The following is a 16,797-nucleotide window of genomic DNA, read 5'->3' on the forward strand; positions in this document are numbered from 1 at the left end:
CTGATAGGCCTTAGCCGCCTGCGGAGCCACAGCTGAGAGCAGAGCCACGACAGCTCCAGCGCTCCAATTTCTGATAAGTCTGGACCACATATCAATAAATGCCTTTCGACTACATTACTGCATTATTGTTAAGCTACCTGAAATCCCGACCTTTACACCATATGCGAGCATAGTGTTTGTGATGCTCGCGCGCGTTTTGTGGAATATATTCCGTAGAGCGGTTCTTGTGATCTGGCCGAATAGAGGCCATGAAAGTACGGGAACGAGTAGGGTTAAATGTCCGGAATCTAAGAAATTCCAGAGGATTGAGCCAAGAACAGCTAGCTTTGGCTGCGGATGTAGATCGCAGCTATATCAGCGAGATCGAACTCGCCAAAAATTCAGCATCAATCGATGTTCTGGAGCGGATCGCACTTGCTCTCGAAATCGACCCACAAGAGTTATTAAACAAGAGGGGCTGATATTGCCCGAAATTACGAGTGTTCGCACAACGGCCGAAGCCATCGGCCGTATTTCATGCATCAAAACAGGTGAAGAAATCGGCCTTCTGTATCGCTGGGACAACGGCGAGACGCAGGCTGCGTTGCACAATGACGGCGAGCCTATAGCGCAACACAACTCAGAGCTTACCACTGAACCAGACATTGGTGGAAAACGCAGCTAACGGCCGGAAAGAGCCCAATTTTGATCGATGCTGCGAGATGCCCCAATGACAACAATGCGCAGAGAACGGACTTTGCAAAGTCGCGCGGACGGCCCGGAACGATCATTGGGCAATCCCTTCATGAATGTCCGGTATATGCCTCCCACAAACGTAACCGAGCTTTCCAGTTGCTTAGTTTCAGCGGCTATAGCAGGCTAGCTCGATGGTCAAACGTAGATCACTGCCCCTTGGAGCGCAGACTTTCGATCTCTTGAGCCATGTCTTCCGTCAGTTCATGGATAGCGCTATTTAACGATCCCCGGTGCAGTTCAACCCGCAGGGCGGTGACGTTTGCTTGAAAGCGCCGAGCAAGACGATCCGGGTCGGCATTTGATGGCAGCTCTCCCGCCTCACGGGCCTCTGTGAAGGCAGTCGCAAATTCTTCCCGCATCTGGTCGAGGTAGATCTGAGTCGCCTCAGCGATCTTCGGGTCCGTCGTCTTTGTATCCACAAGCGTCTTGGTGAGCATGCATGCCTGACGCGAGGCGTCTTCCGGGGCGAGGTCGGCGTATGATCGAAAATGCCTGGCCAGCCCAGCAAGCGGGGATGCAGCCCTTGCCATGTGATCGCGGAACCCCTGGCGGGAACGTTCGAAATACCGCTGTAGCGACAGCAGGTAGAGGTTCTCTTTGCTGTCAAAGGCGGCATAGATGCTGCCCGGCTTCAGCTTCAGGGCAGCCTCAAGATCCTTCAGCGACGTCGCGTGATAGCCCTTGCGCCAGAATAGGGTCATGGCGGCCTCAAGGGCGGCGTCCCGGTCATAGCTGGCGGTGCGGGCCATGGATCAGTCCTTCATTTTGGCAAGTTGGCTCAGGATGTTGGTGTAGTTTTCCACCCCTTGTGCGCCGGTGACAAGGTGTTGGCTGTCAAAGACCACGGCGGGGACACCTTGAATACCCTGTTTGAGCCAGAACGCTTCATGGGCGCGGACCTCTTCCGCGTGGCGCTGATCTTGCAGAACGGCCAAGGCCTCAGCCCGATCCAGGCCGATCTCGTTCGCGACATCGGCCAGAACAGAGATCTCGGACAGGTTGCGCTGGTCGGTGAAATGAGCCGCGAACAGCGCCTGTTTCACGTCATGCACCCGCCCCTGTTGGCGGGCCCAGTGCAGCAACTGATGCGCGTTGAACGTGTTGTGCATCCGCATGTCATCGGCAAAACGGAACGGGAAGCCCAGATCCTCGCCAATCGCAGTCATCTGGTGGCGCGACTGTTCTGACTGCTCAGGCGTGGAGCCGTATTTTTCGATGATATGTTCGCGCAGGTTCTGCCCCTCGGGCGGCATCTGCGGGTTCAGCTCAAACGGGTGCCAGTGAAGCTCATGGGCTGTACCGGTGTCTTCCAAGGCCCGCGCTAACTGACGATATCCGATCACGCACCAAGGGCACATGACGTCCGAGACGATGTCGATACGGAGGACATCTGGTTTTTTTGCAGCCTTGTTCATGTCGCTTTCTGTTTTTGTAGATGAAGCACCCAGCCAGTTGCGGCCAGGTAGGCAAAACTCGAGAATAACAAGGGGCCGACAGTCCAAAAGCTCTTTGACACACTGAAAGTCAACGTGCCGGAAATATACCCGGCAACCCCTAGAGTAGCTAACGCAACCCCGAGGTACCCGATAAATCTTTGGTCATAGGCCCGCAGAAGGGTCAAGCCCATGAGCCCGGAAGTCAAAATGAAAAACATCGCCATTGTGCCCCCATAGTTGGTCGCGGCCAAGTGGATTAGTTCAATTATTAGCGCAGCTGCTTCGGAACCTTGTGAAAGCTGTTCGGTGAACGCCTCTGATGCATACGGAAGCACAAGCCCATCCGCTACTGCGGCAACGAGATATAGAACAGACCCGGCTGAAAGGAATGAAAGCGTTGCAAATCCGAGACCGCGATACCCTTTGGCGGACAAGTCTTCCAGCAAAGCAAAACCACCAACCAGCATGAGTGGTACAGAGATAATCGCCATAATGTGGGACAGAATCCAACCAGATCCGCCGGCCACCATCAGAGTCCCGGCAAGATCATGCGGCGGGAAGTTCCAGATCGTAACGCCTTCGCTTAGGTAAATCGGCGCCATACGAAGAATGTTCAGCAACCCACCGAGTACAAGTGCAATTCCGCCCACTTTATTAACAGTGTACATTCATAAGTCTCCTGTGAGCGGTTGGGGCAGCATGCACCGCCCCAACATTGTGGTTACTCAGCCGAGGCTGCGGTTTTCTTTTCCCAAGCGAATTTCTGGAACACTTGATCGATCGGGGTATGCGCAAAGTGGTTGGTGTAGTTCGACATCACCTTCTGAGACACGCCCAGGATCACTTCCAGGATGTTGCGGGGCTCGAAGCCCGCGTCGAGGAAGGCTTGGGTGTCGGCATCATCCACGAAACCGCGATTGCGGACGACCAGCAGGGTGAAATCACGCAGCGCTTCAAGTTTGGCTGTGGGCAGCGGAGTTTCGTTGCGCAGGGCTTCGGTGATGGCGTCGTCGACCTTCATCATCTTGGCGATGCCGGTGTGGGCGGGCACGCAATAATGGCAGTTCTGCTCGACGTTGACGGCCTGCCAGACCACGGTCTTTTCCTCATCCGTCAGGCTGGTGGCCAGGAACTGCTGATGGGCAAAATTATAGGCAGCCAGAAGCGGCGGAGCGTCGGCCATCGTGCCGTGCAGGCCGGGAATGCGGCCGTTGTTCTTCAGCGAGGTTTCCAGCAGCGGCTTGCCAGCCTCGGGCGCGGTTTCGATGGTGTGGATGGTAAAGTCAGCCATGGGATTTCCTTTCGTTCATGGAGAGTTGAGACAGGGTCAGCCGAACGGGCTGTAGCCCAGCCAGGTGTGGATCTGGCCGACCACCCACAGGGCGATCACGCTGGCCAGCAAGAAGGCGCCGTCCCAGATGATGGTGCCGCGAGGGCGGGCAACCCAGGGGCCTTCGGCCCGATTGGTTGCAAGTTTGGAAACCGGCACCCAAAGCAGCAGGCCACCGAACAGCAGGATCGAAGCCAGGTCGCCATTGACCAGCAAATGGGCGACAGCCCAGAGCGCGAAGCCGGTCAGCATGGGATGACGCACCCCATTCAGAATCACGCCGCGCTTGGCCGCCGGAGTGAAGAAGAAGATCGCGACCAGAACCAGCAGGTTGTTTGCATGGGTCAGGTAGGCAGGTGGGCTCCAGACATGGACGAATGGCGTTGCGCGAAAGCCGAGGGTCATCAGCGCGACCGAGATCAGTACCGCGACGGCCACCAGCCGCCACCCGGTTGTGCCCAGGGCGGCCCGGGTGTTGGGGGCGATGCGTTTGAACAGATGCGCGGCCCACCAGAGGGCGATGCCAAAGATAAGAAGGATCCAGCTCATTGGTATGTTCCGAGTGAGGGTTAGATTTTGGCGGGATTGATGCCCATGCGGACCATCTTCTCGCTCATGCGGATGGCGAGTTTGGCCGGGGTCAGACCCATCATGCGGATCATCAGACTGTTTCGGCGGCCGGGCACAACGGCAAAACGACGTCCAAGCGCGTTCAGACCTGCGGCCGCAACGTCAGCCGGTTCCATGCCCTTGAGCGGCATTTTCGACCAGTCCACGCCATTGTCGGCAACCATGGGCGTATTCGTCAGGCCGGGCGAAAGGACGGACACGTCAACACCCTTTGGCCCCAGTTCACCGTGCAGTGCTGCGCCCAGGTTCAGGACATAACCCTTGGCGCCAGAGTAGTTGGCGAAATAAGGGAATGCTGCGTGCCCCGCCATCGACGAGACCAACAGGATGCCGCCTTTGCCGCGCGCGACCATGTTTCGGCTGAAGTGGTGGGTCAGTTCAAATGTGGACAGCACATTGATACGCAGGGACTGTGCCTCTTTCGCGGCATCTGTCTTTTCGAAGGCGCCATTGACCTCCATGCCCGCGCCAGGGATCAGCAGGCCGATTTCCTTGTCCACGGATTTGACGGCTGCAATGCCTTCATCGGTGGCCAAGTCTGCCACGATGTACTTGGCCTGAATACCGTGCCTGGACTGCAGGTCAGCAACCTTGGCTTTCAACTCGGCCTCCTTGCGGGCCACGACGACCACGTTCAGCCCCTTGGCTGCGACCTGGTCGGCCAGTTCGGCTCCAATGCCCGAGGTTCCCCCGGTGATCAGAGCCCAGTCTCCGTATTTTTCTTTGAACGGTGTGGCCATCGTTTCGAATCCTTTATTCGTGTGGCGTTGGAGGATGAATAAATTTTCTTGAGTGATTGCTCAACATGATTATTGAGCAATCACTCAAATGTGAGATCAGCTGCGCAAAATGGCGATCAGACGTGGCCGGATCAGAGTGGTCATGACCAGCGCCATAACGAGGCCAACAGGGAAGGATGTCACAAGTGCGTTCCACCAGAGGCCCGCGAAGATTTGGGTGTCGCCAAACCCGGCGGTGGTTCCGGCGGTGATCACCGCCATCAGGGATTGCATGACAAAGGCCATGATGACGCCAAGCACAATGTTTTGACCCAGAGGCGAGAGTTTCGGCAGGGCTGCCTCGATTACCCGGGCCAGAAGGCCCATTACGATCAGGGCAAAGGGCATCAGAACAAAGAGGGCTTTCAGGAACGAGATGCCCCAATCGGCAAGGAATGCGTTGCCAAACCCGGTGTTGGCCCATGTCATGACCCCGGTCAGGATCGACGCGACCGGAGCCATGACGGAAAGGGCGATGGCGATCTTGGTCGGGGTGGAACGTTTGGTTCCGGGTGCGGTGGTGTACGTGCTGTCGGTCATTTTGGTTCTCGCATGTTTGGGAAACGAAGGCCGGGCAAAAGCCCGGCCAGTTTGGGAGGTGTCGGGTTTCGGACTGCGATTGGCGCTTCAGGCCCAGGCCGCGATCGATGTGGTGTTGCGGCGGCGCAGCCAGGCGTTCAACATGGCCAGTCCCATAACGATCAGGGTGACAACCGGCGGCTTGGACTGGAACGGCAGCACCTCAGCCGGGACATTCGGGCGCAGGTGGACATAGACCGCCACCAGCATGATCACGACGATCACAAGGTTGGTCAGGTAGAAAACCGCATCTGCAACCGGTCCGTGCAGTCGGCGGCCCAGGATAAAGAAACCCAACAGGATAAGGCCGACAGAGATTTCACCGGCTTGCCCGGCAAAAGCTGACAGTTTCGGGAAGGGCAGTTCGCTCAGCGCGATCTGCTGGGCGAACATGTTGGAGAACGGCATGAAGAATTTGGCCACACCGCCCAGTAGCAGGAAGGATCCCATCACGCCCGACAGCACGCGCTCGGCGTTTTGCGTTGGTGTGCCCCCCGAACGGCGGATGACAAGCCATGCTCCCAGGGTGACGGCCAATACGATGCCAATGAGGACAAGTTCGCGGATGATCTGTTCCATTGTACGGTTCCTGTGATGAAGGGGGAGGCGTCCAATTCGGATTGGACGCCAGAAATCTGTGCGTTACGCCGCCCGGCCGCGCCAGAAGTCGACGGACAGGTAGTGCTGGATGGCGTATTGGCGGTGCGCATCGTGCTCTTCGTCGCTCATGTCGGGCGACCAGGCGTTGGGTTTGAATCCCTCATCGGGTTCCGTCCCCGCCAGGTGATTGGTGTAGTTCGACAGAACCTTGAGGCTGATCCCGACGATTACTTCCAGCATGGTCTGGCGCGTGTAGCCCGCCGCCAGGAAGCCCTCGATCTGCGCCTCAGACGGATAGCCGCGGGTGTCATTGACGACGGTGGCAAAGCTGCGCAGCGCCTCGAGCTTGGGGTCTTTCAGCGGCTTGCCGGTGCGCAGGGCCTCGATCACGTCGATATCGACCTTGGCCATCTGGGCGATGGTCGTGTGGGCGGCCATGCAATAGGTGCATTCGTTCAGGCGGCTGATGGTCAGCAGGATGACCTGGCGCTCGGTCTCGGACAGTTTCGTTTTCTGGAAAATCTGGCTGAGGGTCACATAGGCCTCAATCATCGCCGGCGCCTCGGCCATGTTGGCCAGCAGGTTGGGCGTGTAGCCGTATTTCTGGGTCGCCATTTCAAGGATCGGCTTCGAGCCTTCGGGGGCAGTTTCAACGGTGTGGGTGGTGAAGTTGGTCATGGGGTGGCTCCTAACATCGGCGCTTGGGTTTGTACCGTTCGGTTTAATCTTATATGGTAGTTTATACCGACCGTTCAAGACTGTTTTTGCGGAGAACGTTCTGAATCGCGTTAGCCTTTGATTTCACTTGATTTAAGGTCGAGAGATGCAAACAGATTCGGGCTTCACGTTTGGATTTTGTTGAATGATCGGTATAAAAACCTATGTTTGGAGCGACTCAGTAGACGAAAGATCCTTCCATGCCGTGGGAAAAAGCATTCGACACCAATGAGGCTTTGGAGCGGGCCGCCGACGTCTTCATGGCGAAAGGGTATGAAGCCACTTCGATCACCCATCTGACCAAAGGGATGGGGATCAACAAGGGCAGCCTCTACAACGCTTTCGGCAGCAAGAAAGAGCTGTTCAAGGAGGTCCTGACCAAGTTCGTGCGCGACAACCAGGGGCCGCTGTTGGCGCAGCTGTCGGCGCTGGATGACCCGATTGCCGCAATCGCGGCCGTGTTCGACGGCGTGGTCGCGCAAGGGCTGACCGATTTCGAGAAAAAGGGCAACCTGATCATCAACACGGCGCTGGAGATGCCCAACCATGATGAGGACGTGCAAGAAATCGTCCGGGGTGCGCTGGACAACCTCGAAGAGTTTTTTCTGGCCCTTGTGCAACGCGGCAAGGATCAGGGGCGCATACCCGAAACCATCGTAGCAGAGGACGCTGCCCGCTCTCTGGTTTCATTGACCGTCGGTATCCGGGTCCTGGCGCGCGGGGCTTTTGACGGCAACCAGATGCTGTCGATCAAGGCCAACGCCTTGCGCCTTGTCGGGAACTGAAGGGTGCCGGGCACATCTCAGGACGTGGCTGATATTTCGGTAAATTCCAGGAATGCACTGACACCTGCCGACTGGGGTTCCTTCCAGCAGCAGATCAGGTTCCGTTTCAGTTCGTGATCTTCGACCTCAAGGACATGCAGATCATCGCTGACCAGGCTTTTCGGAAAGAGGCCGACACCCAACCCCGCACGGATAAGATCCAAGGCGCGCTGATCCTGCGAGGTGCGATAGGTTACCTTGGGACGGATGTTCTGCTGTGACAGAAGTTGTCCGAAGACCTTGCGGTATTCGCAATGCCTGCGCGCGATGAAGGGGAGGTCATGCAGCGTGGTGAGTGGAGCCGATTTCTGCTCAGCGAGGCGGTGGTCTTGCGCCGTGGCAATGACATAGTGCTCGGTCGACAGAACGTGTTTTTCCCAGGAAGGCGGCAGATTTTCGTCTCCTGTGTCGGCCAGGAACACGATATCTTGCCGTCCGTTGGCCAACTGGTTGATCAATGTCTGACTGTTGTCTTCCCAGACCTTGAGGCGGACAAAGCCATGGTTGCGCCGGAACTGCTCCAGCGTGGCGGCCAGCGAGGGTAGATCCATCGTGTCGCAGATGCCGATGGACAGCACCTCGCGCTCGGCGGTCTGTTTCAGGGCCGAACGAACAGTCTCGCATTCACCGACGATGGTCTTGGCGCTGGCCATCAGGCGATGGCCTTCTGACGTCAGGGTGACCTGCCGGGCCAGACGGTTGAACAACTGCACCCCAAGATCATCCTCAAGCTTACCGATGGCCGTGGACAGCGCGGGTTGAGACACATGCGCCCGGGCAGCCCCTTTTGAGAAGCTGCCGGTTTCAGCCACGGCGAGGAATTGTTCGAGCTGTCTGAGGTTCATGCCATACACATCATGTATATCTGAGATCAAAACTATTAATTTGTTAAATGAAAGGGCGTCGGGTAGTCAAGAGACATGGCCACCGAAAGGACACGCCCCATGACCCAGACCGCCCTTGTCATTGGCGCCGGAGACAATCTCGGCGCTGCGATTGCCCGCAGGTTTGCGCGGGAAGGTCTGCATGTGGTGGCCTCTCGCCGTCGTGGAGATTTGTCGCCTCTGATTGCGGAGATCGAAGCTGCTGGCGGGCAAGCCACTGGGGTGCATTCTGATGCGCGGGATGAAGATGCGGTCAAGCAGTTGGTCGCAGAAGCCGAAGATATAGGCCCCATCGCAGCTTGTGTCTTCAACGTCGGCGGCAATGTCCGCATGCCCGTAGCCGAGACCACGACCCGAGTGTATCGCAAGGTCTGGGAGATGTGCGCGCTGGCCGGGTTCCTGGTGGGCCGAGAGGTTGCGGGGCGGATGAAAGAGCGTGGTCAGGGCACCATCCTGTTCACCGGCGCCTCGGCCTCGCTGCGTGGCAATGCCGGGTTCGCAGCCTTTGCTGGGGGCAAACACGCCTTGCGGGCGCTGGCCCAGAGCATGGCGCGCGAACTTGGCCCGGAAGGGGTGCATGTGGCCCATGTCATCATCGACGGGCTGATCGACAACCCGAACACCAAAGACCTGTTCCCTGCGATGTTCGAGGCCCGTGGTGAAGACGGCATCCTGAAGCCAGACGATATCGCCGAAGCCTATTGGCAGCTGCACGCCCAACCCCGGACCGCCTGGAGTTTCGAGATGGACCTGAGGCCCTTCAAGGAACCCTGGTGAGCCCCGGCTACAAGGAAAGACCCATGACAAAATCATTCGATTTCTATTTCGACTTCGCATCGCCCTATGGCTATCTGGCCAGCCGCAAGGTGGGGGCGCTCGCCGCAGCCATCGGGCGTGATGTGAACTGGCGGCCCTTCCTGATCGGCGCGGTCTACAAGGCCCACGGTGGGGCTCCGTTGGCTCATCCCCTGAAGAGTGACTACGTTTTCAAGGATGTGTTCAGACGCGCCAAAATAGACGGCGTGGAGGGCATGCAGCGCCCTGCAAATTTCCCGGCCAGTTCGGTGCCGCCCTCACGTCTGGCCTATTGGATCGAACGCCAGGACCCTGACAAGATGGGGGCCTTTGTCGAAGCAGCCTACAAGGCCTTCTGGATTGATGGATGCGATACCGCCGATCCGAATGTTGCGTTGGATGCTGCCGAAAGCCTCGGCTTCGACCGGGACGAGGCGCTGGCAGGTGCAGGAGATCAGGCGGTCAAGGACCGCCTGCGCGAGGTGACCGAAACAGCGCTGGAGCGCGGTGTCTTCGGCTCTCCTTTCATCATGATCGACGATGAACCCTTCTGGGGCGGCGACCGTTTCGCCGACGTTGAGGCTCTCTATGGCTGATACCATGACCTCCAACAGGCCGGGCAGGCTTCACTACGCTTGGATCGTTGCAATCGCTGGCGGTGTGGCCACTTTCTGCGGTTTGGGGCTGGCGCGTTTTGCGTTCGGAATGCTCCTGCCGTCTATGTCGGCATCGCTGGGCCTGGACTACGGCCAGAGCGGCGTGCTGGGCTTTGCCTATCTGATTGGCTATCTGGTGGCAGTTGCCCTGGTGCCCGTTGTTCTGCGCCGGTTTGGAAACCGCGTCACAACCAGCGCCAGCCTTGTCCTCATCGCGGTCACCATGCTGGGGATCGCGCTTGGGCAGGACTTCCTGCTTCTGTGGCTACTTTATGCTTTGACCGGCGTGGGTAGCGGCGGCGTGGTCGTGCCGGTGATGAGCCTGGCATCGCATTGGTTCCACCCCTCTCACCGAGGCCTTGCGGCGGGTATCCTGATGTCTGGCCCCGGATTGGGCGTGATCATCTCCGGGTTTGTCGTGCCGAAACTCACCCCCATGGCCGGGTTCGAAACATGGCAATTGGGCTGGCTGTTGTTCGCGGCCATATCGGCGGGCGTTGCTGTTCTGGCCTTTGCCCTGTTGCGTGACCGCCCCGAAAACATTGGTGCCGATCCCTTTGGACGCGCCATGGAAGACCACACGGCCATCCGGGTTGAAATGAGCCGGAGGACCAAGCTTCGGATGCTGATCCACATGGGGCTGATCTTTGCCCTCTACGGTGCGACCTACATGGCCTATGTCACCTTCATCGTCACCAGCATGGTCGATACCTATGGCATGTCGCCCGAGGATGCCGGGCGCCTTTGGGCGGGGTTCGGGTTCCTCAGCCTGTTTTCCGGCATCCTGTTCGGATCAATCTCTGACCGATTGGGCCGCCGTGCCGGGATGGCACTGGCCTTTGGGGTTTTAGCAACCGCCTATCTTCTGGTCGGCTTCGGCGCGTGGATGCCCGGCCTTTACCTGTCGATCCTGCTGTTCGGCCTGGCCGCCTGGAGCATTCCGGTGATCATGTCCGCCTCTGCAGGGGATTATTTCGGCCCGGCAGGAGCCGCGAACGCCCTTGCCGCTCTGGTGTTCGTGTTCTCGGCTGGTCAGGCCGCCGGGCCGCTGCTTGCGGGTTATCTGGCCGACCTGACGGGGGATTTCACCCTCGGCTATGCCGCGGCAGGCCTCATCGCCCTTTTGACCATTCTCCTGATCCGGGCATTGCGGCCACCGCAGGTGTCCGGGTGATCCGACCTATCGACATTCAACACGAAAGAGACCACCCCATGCCCCTCAAAGCCATCGCCTTCGACGCCTACGGCACCTTGTTCGACGTCTATTCCGTCGGTGCACTGGCCGAAGATCTGTTCCCCGGAAAAGGGGCCCAGCTCGCCACCATCTGGCGCGACAAGCAGATCGAGTACACGCGCCTGCGCAACATGTGCGACCAGTATGCGGACTTCTGGCAGGTAACGGGCGATGCCCTGGACTATGCCTGCGAAGCCTTGGGGCAGGATTTGACCCCGGACGCGCGCGACCGCCTGATGGGGCAATATGCCGAACTCTCGGCCTTTCCGGAAAACGCCGAACAGCTCCAACGCCTCAAGGAGGCGGGCATAGCTCTGTCAATCCTGTCGAACGGAACGCCCTGGATGCTGGATCAGGCTGTGAAGGCCTCGGGCCTTGATGGGTTTTTCGACCATGTGCTCAGCGTCGACACGGTCAAACGCTTCAAGACCGCACCAGAAGCCTATCAGATGGGGCCAGATACCTTTGACTGTGACGCCGGAGAGATCCTGTTTGTCTCTTCCAACTGCTGGGACATCTGCGGCGCCACCTGGTTCGGATACCGGACCATCTGGCTCAACCGATATGGCCTCCCCCTGGAACGCCTCGGCGTCGAGCCTCATCGCATCGGCGCGTCTCTGCAGGACGTGGCGGACTACGCCCTCGAGCTGAATACCTGAAACAAAACCCAAACCAAGGAGAATTCCATGCCCGTCATCCGCGTCGAGGTGCCCGAAGGCACCGATTATGACACCAAAACCCGTATCCGCAAAGGCGTAAAACAGGCCGTGCTCGACACGCTTGCCCCCAAGGAGATCAAGTACGACTACGTCGCCGTGCGTGAGGCATTCGGCATTCTGGGAGATGGCCTGCCGTTGGTCACCGTCGATTTGCGCCCTGGCCGGGATGCGGGTCGCAAGAAGGCTCTGACCGATGCCATCGCGGACATCCTGAAAAAAGAACTGAATTCCGACCCTGTCGATCTCTACGTCCTCTTTCGGGAAAACCCCGCCGAGAACCACTACACCGGGGGAACGCCATTGCCAGATTGGGTTCCCGCCGATCAGTAAACATATTCACCGGAAGCGGCCACTTGTGCAGCTCGCAGCAAGTGACCGCTCTCCACCCTTGCTGTTTTTCGCTGCTGTCGCAAAGCGTGCAATGCGGTCGTTCGTTTCGAGGGGGCAACGGCCGTTTTGTCCGCGTTGGCGACCTTCGCGGCAGCTTTGTTGAACGGCAGTTTTCTCTACTTGAGGACGGGTATCATTTCCTCATGTCGTTCAGGAATTCCAGAACGCGCGCATAGTCTCCACTGACCACGCGCGCTTGCTCGAAGACCTCTCGCCTCTGCTGATCTAGGCAACGGAAATAATTCTCGACATCCGCAAAATAAGCCTCCGCATCGCGCTTCAACAGATCCGCATAGGCCTGCACGTCATCGGCATCGGTCGGCATCCACGGCGGCGCAGGCGGCAAACAACTGCCCGCGATCGCGGCAGATCCCCAGCTCAGAACGACCATAGCCACGCATGTTTGTTTCAAAAGCCCCATATTATCTTGGCTCAGCCACTCCGTTGCAGTAAATTTGTTTCAACGCATGAAGGGCGCAACAACTCAAATTGCACCTATTGATTGCAAGATTATAATATTGTATCGGTTCGGTAGTCCATGAGGGACTGCCGGGCCAATGCACAATTCTGCAAGGCTCGATCCTATGAATTTGATGCAAGACGCCCCTAATGTTGTCAGTGAAGACGGGCTGCGCACACTACTTGCCGAGGGTCATTCGGCGGATGTTGTGTGCCGGGTTACGCCCAAACGTACAGGTGCTCAGTGGTCCGGAGTTTGGACCGTGCATTGCGTCTCGCCAGATGGCGAGACGCGTCGCCTGCTCGTCACCGCGCGTAACAACATGGCGGCCCGAGAGTTTAAGACAATCAACGGCTTATCCAGCTTCCTCGCCGGGCTTGGTGTTTCGATCGTCTCGATCCCCATGTTCGAAGGCAAGATCGCCTCTCACAAGTTGGACGACGCGGGCTAAGCCACTTGCCGTCTTCGCAGCATTCCTAGCTGCCCCGGCCTATTCCGAAGGCTTCGTGCTTTCCATGCGAGCCGATGGCCAGCTGGAGACCAAATCCCCCCAATCAGGTTTTGCGCAAAGCTATGTCGACGGGATTGGTGAAAACCCGCCAGAGCTGATCGTTTTTGCAGTGCCTGAGCCTGAAGCTCCGCCTCCTGCACCCGCCCGCGCCGTTCCCCGCCCCGAAGTCCTGTCAGCCATTGAAAGCACGGCGCATCGTTATGGCGGGCACCCCGCGCTGCGCCGTGCTGGCCTCTCCGTTTCCGAATGGCAGGCGCTGTTCCAAGCCAATATCGAGATCGAAAGCGCCTATCGCCCAAATGCGCGCAGTTCCGCAGGCGCGATTGGCCTTGGACAGCTGATGCACGCGACGGCCGCGCAGCTCGGCGTGGATCCGCATGACTGGCAGGCCAACCTCGACGGCTCAGCCCGCTACCTTCTGATGATGCTGGCGCAGTTCGGCACGCCCGAACTCGCGCTCGCTGCCTATAACGCGGGACCAGACGCGGTCACGCGCTATGGCGGCATCCCTCCCTACCGAGAAACCCAAAATCACGTGCGCCGGGTCATGGCCGTGCGTGACCGACTGACTGGAGCCTCCTGATGCACACACAACTCCGCACGATCCTGTCGCTGGCTCTGGCCAGTTTGATGATTGCCAACCCGGCCCTTGCACAGAGCATCGATCTCTCCCCGGTGCAGAACCTTCTTCAAGGCATTGTCGACACGATCACCGGCCCCTTGGGCATTGTGATCGGCACCCTGGCCCTGATTGGCGTGTTCCTCTCCTGGCTCTTTGGCATTCTGGATTTCCGCCAGGCTCTTTGGGTGCTGGTCGCTATCGCAGGCATCGCAGCTGCGCCGACCATCGTGACCGCCATCTGGGGCGCATAAATCCGGCATGGCAACGCAAACCCGCCTCTTCCTGGGCCTGATCCGGCCGCCAAAGCTCATCGGCTTACCAATCATGTATGCAATGGTTTGGCTCTTCGGGTTTGTGTTGCTGTTTCTTTGGGTCCAAAGCTGGCCGGTGATCATCATCGCCGCTCTGGCCTATCCCGCACTTTGGAAAGCGGCCGATTGGGATCCTGCCTTTCTTGAGGTGATGGTCACCACCCTGCAGGAAACGCCGCCCACCCCGAACCGCAAGATCCATTCGGGGGACAGCTATGCTCCATAACCCCTCGGATGATCTTGCGACGCTACCGGACTGGGCGCGCAAAGAGCGCCCTATGGCCAGCATGCTGCCCTATGTCAGCCTCGTGAATGACGTGACGATCCGCACGCGCGGCAATGCCCTGTTCCAGTGCATCCGCCTTGATGGCGTCAACAGCATGACCAGCGATGACGCGCACTTGGAGAAGATCCGCGCGCTTTTTGCAGCGATCATTGCGCAGATCGGGCCGGAGTACAGTTTCTACGTGCACAAGGTTTCAAAAGCGATCGAGACTGCTTTGCCACCGGTTCGCGAGGAAGGGTTTGCGCAAGCGCTGGACACCCGCTGGCAGGTGGCCATGGCGCAGGCGGGTCTGCGGGACAAGACACTCACGCTCACGGTGCTGAAACGCCCTCCCATGGGCGCGCGGCTGCGCCTGAAGCGTTCAGACTCGATCGCACAGTTGAAAGACCAGACAGCCAAGCAGCTGCGCAAGCTCGAGGAGGTCGTCGGTTTTCTGCTCTCGTCTTTCGCAGAGATGAGCCCGCGCCTTCTTGGAGCTGAAAGCGGCGAATTACTCGGGTTCCTCGGGGCACTCAATATTGGCCAAGAGCGACCGCTCTTCGCGAATTCCCGCTTTGGCGTCATTGCCGATGATGTGGCCAATACGCGTGTCACGTTTCAGGGGCGCGGCTTTGCGCTCGACGACGGGACAGCGGGAAAGCGGTTTGGCACCAGCTTTGCGATCAAGACCTATCCGGCCAAAACCAACTGCACCATGTTCGATGAGCTGAACCTGCCCGTCGACATGGTGGTCACACACTCCTTCACGCCGATCAACAGCAACATCATGGCCAGCCGGATCAAGCGCCAACAGCGCCTAATGAAGGCCAGCGATGACGGCGCGATTTCACTCGCCGAAGAACTGGTAGACGCGCTGGACGATCTGGAATCCAAGCGCCTCAGTTTTGGCGACCATCACATGACGGTGACGGTTTTCGCCGAGACCGAGGAAAAGCTGGAAGCCATCGCTTCCGAGGTACGCAACATCGCGGCCAGTGAAGGCGTCAATCTTGTCAATGAGAGCTTTGCAACTCGGACGCATTATGTCGCGCAGCATCCGGGCAATGGGCAGATGCGCAGCCGCAAGGCCGCCATCACCAACACGAATTTTGCTGATCTCGCAGCGCTGCATCGCGGTCAACTGGGCAAACCCGGACACAAAGTGCCTTGGGGCAAGCCGATCACTCTCTTCCCGACGCCGGAGCGTTCGGGCTTCCTGTTCAACTACCATGAGACAGGTCAGCCGGACAAAGAGCCGACCGGTGGGCACACCTTGATCCTCGGTCGTCCTGGCTCCGGCAAGTCGGTGTTGTCAGCCTTCCTCATGACCCAAGCCCGGCGCTGCGACGCACGCGTGTTTGTCTTCGACTATCGCGCTGGCATGGAAATGGCCGTACGCGCCAATGGCGGGCGCTACAGCGCCATCAAGGCAGGTGAAGCCACTGGCCTCAACCCACTGCGCACAGAAATCGACGGGCGCGGGCAAGCCTGGCTCTCCGATTGGTTGGCCACCCTTTTGCATCGCTCCGACAAGCCCCTGAGCCCAGTTCAAATTAATCGCATCCAAGAAGTGGTGCGCCAGAACGCCGGAGCCAGCGATGCCACGCTGCGCAACTGGCAGGATTTGGCCTCCCTCTTTGTGGCCGGGGCGGATGAAGGGGATCTGTTCGAGCGGATCCAGGAATGGACCGCAGACGGCCGCTACGGTTGGATTTTCGGGCAAAGCTCTGAGGATACTTTTTCGCTCGATGGTGATGTCGTCGGGTTCGACCTTACCGGCATTCTCGACAGTGAAAGCGAGAAAGAACGCATGGCGGTCCTGTCCTATCTGTTTCGGCGGGTGGAGCGTGTAATCGAGGACCGCAAGCCGACGTTGATCATCATCGATGAGGCCTGGAAAGCACTCGACAACCCGTATTTTGCGGACCGGCTGAGCAACTGGCTGGTCACGGCGCGCAAACAGAACGCGGTTGTCGTGATGATGACCCAATACGCAAGCCAGCTTGAAAAAACCCGCACCGGCAAGACGATTGTCGAGGCCGTGCCGACGCAGCTCCTACTGCCCAACATCCGCGCCTCGGCCGGTGATTACACCATGTTGGGCCTCGCTGAAAAAGAGCTCAGCGTATTGCTCGGCACCGGCAGCAACTCCCGTCTGGCGCTGGTGCGCGATGATCAAGGCTCGGTGGTGATTGACGCTGATCTCAGCGCCCTTGGCCCTTACCTCACGATCCTTGGCGGCATGGAAAAAGGCGAAGCGCTGGTCGGCGCGGATTACCGCCAGAACCTCGATTTTTGGAGAACGATTGATGCGTAGACT

24 protein-coding genes are annotated in these 16,797 nt (G+C 58.6%); 13 read left to right on the plus strand and 11 right to left on the minus strand.

The features are described from left to right. The first annotated feature begins 248 nt into the window (after nucleotides 1–248). The gene (locus INS80_RS13110) at nucleotides 249–461 is read left to right on the plus strand and encodes a helix-turn-helix domain-containing protein (RefSeq protein ID WP_192966065.1); all 213 of its coding nucleotides are present in this window, start codon (nucleotides 249–251) and stop codon (nucleotides 459–461) included. 2 nt (nucleotides 462–463) lie between these two features. Continuing rightward, on the plus strand, nucleotides 464–664 hold the full coding sequence (locus INS80_RS13115; protein WP_058260737.1) for a hypothetical protein: 201 nt from the start codon (nucleotides 464–466) through the stop codon (nucleotides 662–664). A gap of 217 nt (nucleotides 665–881) precedes the next feature. On the opposite strand, the gene INS80_RS13120 is transcribed toward INS80_RS13115, so the two are convergent. The 9 genes from INS80_RS13120 to INS80_RS13160 all read right to left on the minus strand — a co-directional run bounded on the left by INS80_RS13120 (nucleotide 882) and on the right by INS80_RS13160 (nucleotide 6,767). Beyond that, on the minus strand, nucleotides 882–1,484 hold the full coding sequence (locus tag INS80_RS13120) for a TetR/AcrR family transcriptional regulator (protein WP_192966066.1): 603 nt from the start codon (nucleotides 1,482–1,484) through the stop codon (nucleotides 882–884). A gap of 3 nt (nucleotides 1,485–1,487) precedes the next feature. Next, nucleotides 1,488–2,150: a DsbA family oxidoreductase gene (locus INS80_RS13125; protein WP_192966067.1), complete on the minus strand. Its 663-nt coding sequence runs from the start codon at nucleotides 2,148–2,150 to the stop codon at nucleotides 1,488–1,490. After that, nucleotides 2,147–2,839, minus strand: a complete 693-nt coding sequence (locus INS80_RS13130; RefSeq protein WP_192966068.1) for a hypothetical protein — start codon at nucleotides 2,837–2,839, stop codon at nucleotides 2,147–2,149. Before INS80_RS13130 ends, INS80_RS13125 begins: the two co-directional genes overlap by 4 nt. A 53-nt stretch (nucleotides 2,840–2,892) precedes the next feature. Next, complete coding sequence (locus INS80_RS13135; protein ID WP_192966069.1) at nucleotides 2,893–3,462, minus strand: carboxymuconolactone decarboxylase family protein; 570 nt, start codon at nucleotides 3,460–3,462, stop codon at nucleotides 2,893–2,895. A 36-nt stretch (nucleotides 3,463–3,498) separates the two neighbouring features. Beyond that, on the minus strand, nucleotides 3,499–4,050 hold the full coding sequence (locus tag INS80_RS13140; RefSeq protein WP_192966070.1) for an NnrU family protein: 552 nt from the start codon (nucleotides 4,048–4,050) through the stop codon (nucleotides 3,499–3,501). Nucleotides 4,051–4,070: 20 nt separating this feature from the next. Beyond that, nucleotides 4,071–4,871, minus strand: a complete 801-nt coding sequence (locus INS80_RS13145) for an SDR family NAD(P)-dependent oxidoreductase (RefSeq protein ID WP_192966071.1) — start codon at nucleotides 4,869–4,871, stop codon at nucleotides 4,071–4,073. 96 nt (nucleotides 4,872–4,967) lie between these two features. Continuing rightward, nucleotides 4,968–5,450, minus strand: a complete 483-nt coding sequence (locus INS80_RS13150) for a DUF2798 domain-containing protein (RefSeq protein ID WP_192966072.1) — start codon at nucleotides 5,448–5,450, stop codon at nucleotides 4,968–4,970. 87 nt (nucleotides 5,451–5,537) lie between these two features. Next, nucleotides 5,538–6,068 carry a hypothetical protein gene (locus INS80_RS13155; protein ID WP_192966073.1) on the minus strand — a complete coding sequence of 177 codons (531 nt, stop codon included), beginning with the start codon at nucleotides 6,066–6,068 and terminating at the stop codon, nucleotides 5,538–5,540. A 63-nt stretch (nucleotides 6,069–6,131) separates the two neighbouring features. Next, on the minus strand, nucleotides 6,132–6,767 hold the full coding sequence (locus INS80_RS13160) for a carboxymuconolactone decarboxylase family protein (RefSeq protein WP_192966074.1): 636 nt from the start codon (nucleotides 6,765–6,767) through the stop codon (nucleotides 6,132–6,134). A gap of 239 nt (nucleotides 6,768–7,006) precedes the next feature. On the opposite strand from INS80_RS13160, the gene INS80_RS13165 reads away from it, so the two are divergent. Then, nucleotides 7,007–7,591: a TetR/AcrR family transcriptional regulator gene (locus tag INS80_RS13165; protein ID WP_192966075.1), complete on the plus strand. Its 585-nt coding sequence runs from the start codon at nucleotides 7,007–7,009 to the stop codon at nucleotides 7,589–7,591. 17 nt (nucleotides 7,592–7,608) lie between these two features. On the opposite strand, the gene INS80_RS13170 is transcribed toward INS80_RS13165, so the two are convergent. Beyond that, nucleotides 7,609–8,475, minus strand: a complete 867-nt coding sequence (locus INS80_RS13170; RefSeq protein ID WP_192966076.1) for a LysR family transcriptional regulator — start codon at nucleotides 8,473–8,475, stop codon at nucleotides 7,609–7,611. A gap of 99 nt (nucleotides 8,476–8,574) precedes the next feature. Between INS80_RS13170 and INS80_RS13175 the strand changes: the two genes are divergently transcribed. The 5 genes from INS80_RS13175 to INS80_RS13195 are packed head-to-tail and all read left to right on the plus strand — an operon-like array spanning nucleotide 8,575 to nucleotide 12,248. Beyond that, nucleotides 8,575–9,291, plus strand: a complete 717-nt coding sequence (locus INS80_RS13175) for an SDR family NAD(P)-dependent oxidoreductase (RefSeq protein ID WP_192966077.1) — start codon at nucleotides 8,575–8,577, stop codon at nucleotides 9,289–9,291. A gap of 23 nt (nucleotides 9,292–9,314) precedes the next feature. Then, nucleotides 9,315–9,905, plus strand: a complete 591-nt coding sequence (locus INS80_RS13180) for a 2-hydroxychromene-2-carboxylate isomerase (protein ID WP_192966078.1) — start codon at nucleotides 9,315–9,317, stop codon at nucleotides 9,903–9,905. Then, nucleotides 9,898–11,139, plus strand: a complete 1,242-nt coding sequence (locus tag INS80_RS13185) for an MFS transporter (protein WP_192966079.1) — start codon at nucleotides 9,898–9,900, stop codon at nucleotides 11,137–11,139. Before INS80_RS13180 ends, INS80_RS13185 begins: the two co-directional genes overlap by 8 nt. 38 nt (nucleotides 11,140–11,177) lie before the next feature. Next, the gene (locus INS80_RS13190; RefSeq protein ID WP_192966080.1) at nucleotides 11,178–11,858 is read left to right on the plus strand and encodes a haloacid dehalogenase type II; all 681 of its coding nucleotides are present in this window, start codon (nucleotides 11,178–11,180) and stop codon (nucleotides 11,856–11,858) included. Between the two features lie 27 nt (nucleotides 11,859–11,885). Then, the gene (locus INS80_RS13195) at nucleotides 11,886–12,248 is read left to right on the plus strand and encodes a tautomerase family protein (RefSeq protein WP_192966081.1); all 363 of its coding nucleotides are present in this window, start codon (nucleotides 11,886–11,888) and stop codon (nucleotides 12,246–12,248) included. Nucleotides 12,249–12,441: 193 nt separating this feature from the next. On the opposite strand, the gene INS80_RS13200 is transcribed toward INS80_RS13195, so the two are convergent. Next, complete coding sequence (locus INS80_RS13200) at nucleotides 12,442–12,699, minus strand: hypothetical protein (RefSeq protein ID WP_082638140.1); 258 nt, start codon at nucleotides 12,697–12,699, stop codon at nucleotides 12,442–12,444. Nucleotides 12,700–12,901: 202 nt separating this feature from the next. On the opposite strand from INS80_RS13200, the gene INS80_RS13205 reads away from it, so the two are divergent. The 5 genes from INS80_RS13205 (at nucleotide 12,902) to INS80_RS13225 (ending at nucleotide 16,794) form a co-directional block, all read left to right on the plus strand. Further along, a complete protein-coding gene (locus INS80_RS13205; RefSeq protein WP_226892621.1) occupies nucleotides 12,902–13,219 on the plus strand; it encodes a hypothetical protein in 318 nt (105 codons plus the stop codon). 64 nt (nucleotides 13,220–13,283) lie between these two features. After that, complete coding sequence (locus tag INS80_RS13210; protein ID WP_192966082.1) at nucleotides 13,284–13,862, plus strand: lytic transglycosylase domain-containing protein; 579 nt, start codon at nucleotides 13,284–13,286, stop codon at nucleotides 13,860–13,862. Continuing rightward, entirely contained in the window at nucleotides 13,862–14,152 is a 291-nt protein-coding gene (locus tag INS80_RS13215; RefSeq protein WP_058260734.1) for a TrbC/VirB2 family protein, read from the plus strand. Before INS80_RS13210 ends, INS80_RS13215 begins: the two co-directional genes overlap by 1 nt. A gap of 7 nt (nucleotides 14,153–14,159) precedes the next feature. Continuing rightward, nucleotides 14,160–14,438 (plus strand): VirB3 family type IV secretion system protein, encoded by a 279-nt coding sequence (locus INS80_RS13220; protein ID WP_058260733.1) that lies wholly within the window; start codon nucleotides 14,160–14,162, stop codon nucleotides 14,436–14,438. Beyond that, nucleotides 14,428–16,794 (plus strand): VirB4 family type IV secretion/conjugal transfer ATPase, encoded by a 2,367-nt coding sequence (locus INS80_RS13225; RefSeq protein WP_192966083.1) that lies wholly within the window; start codon nucleotides 14,428–14,430, stop codon nucleotides 16,792–16,794. The genes INS80_RS13220 and INS80_RS13225 overlap by 11 nt, the downstream gene beginning before the upstream one ends. Nucleotides 16,795–16,797: the final 3 nt, after the last annotated feature.

The sequence above is a fragment of the Phycobacter azelaicus genome, from assembly GCF_014884385.1.
GTDB lineage: Bacteria > Pseudomonadota > Alphaproteobacteria > Rhodobacterales > Rhodobacteraceae > Phycobacter > Phycobacter azelaicus.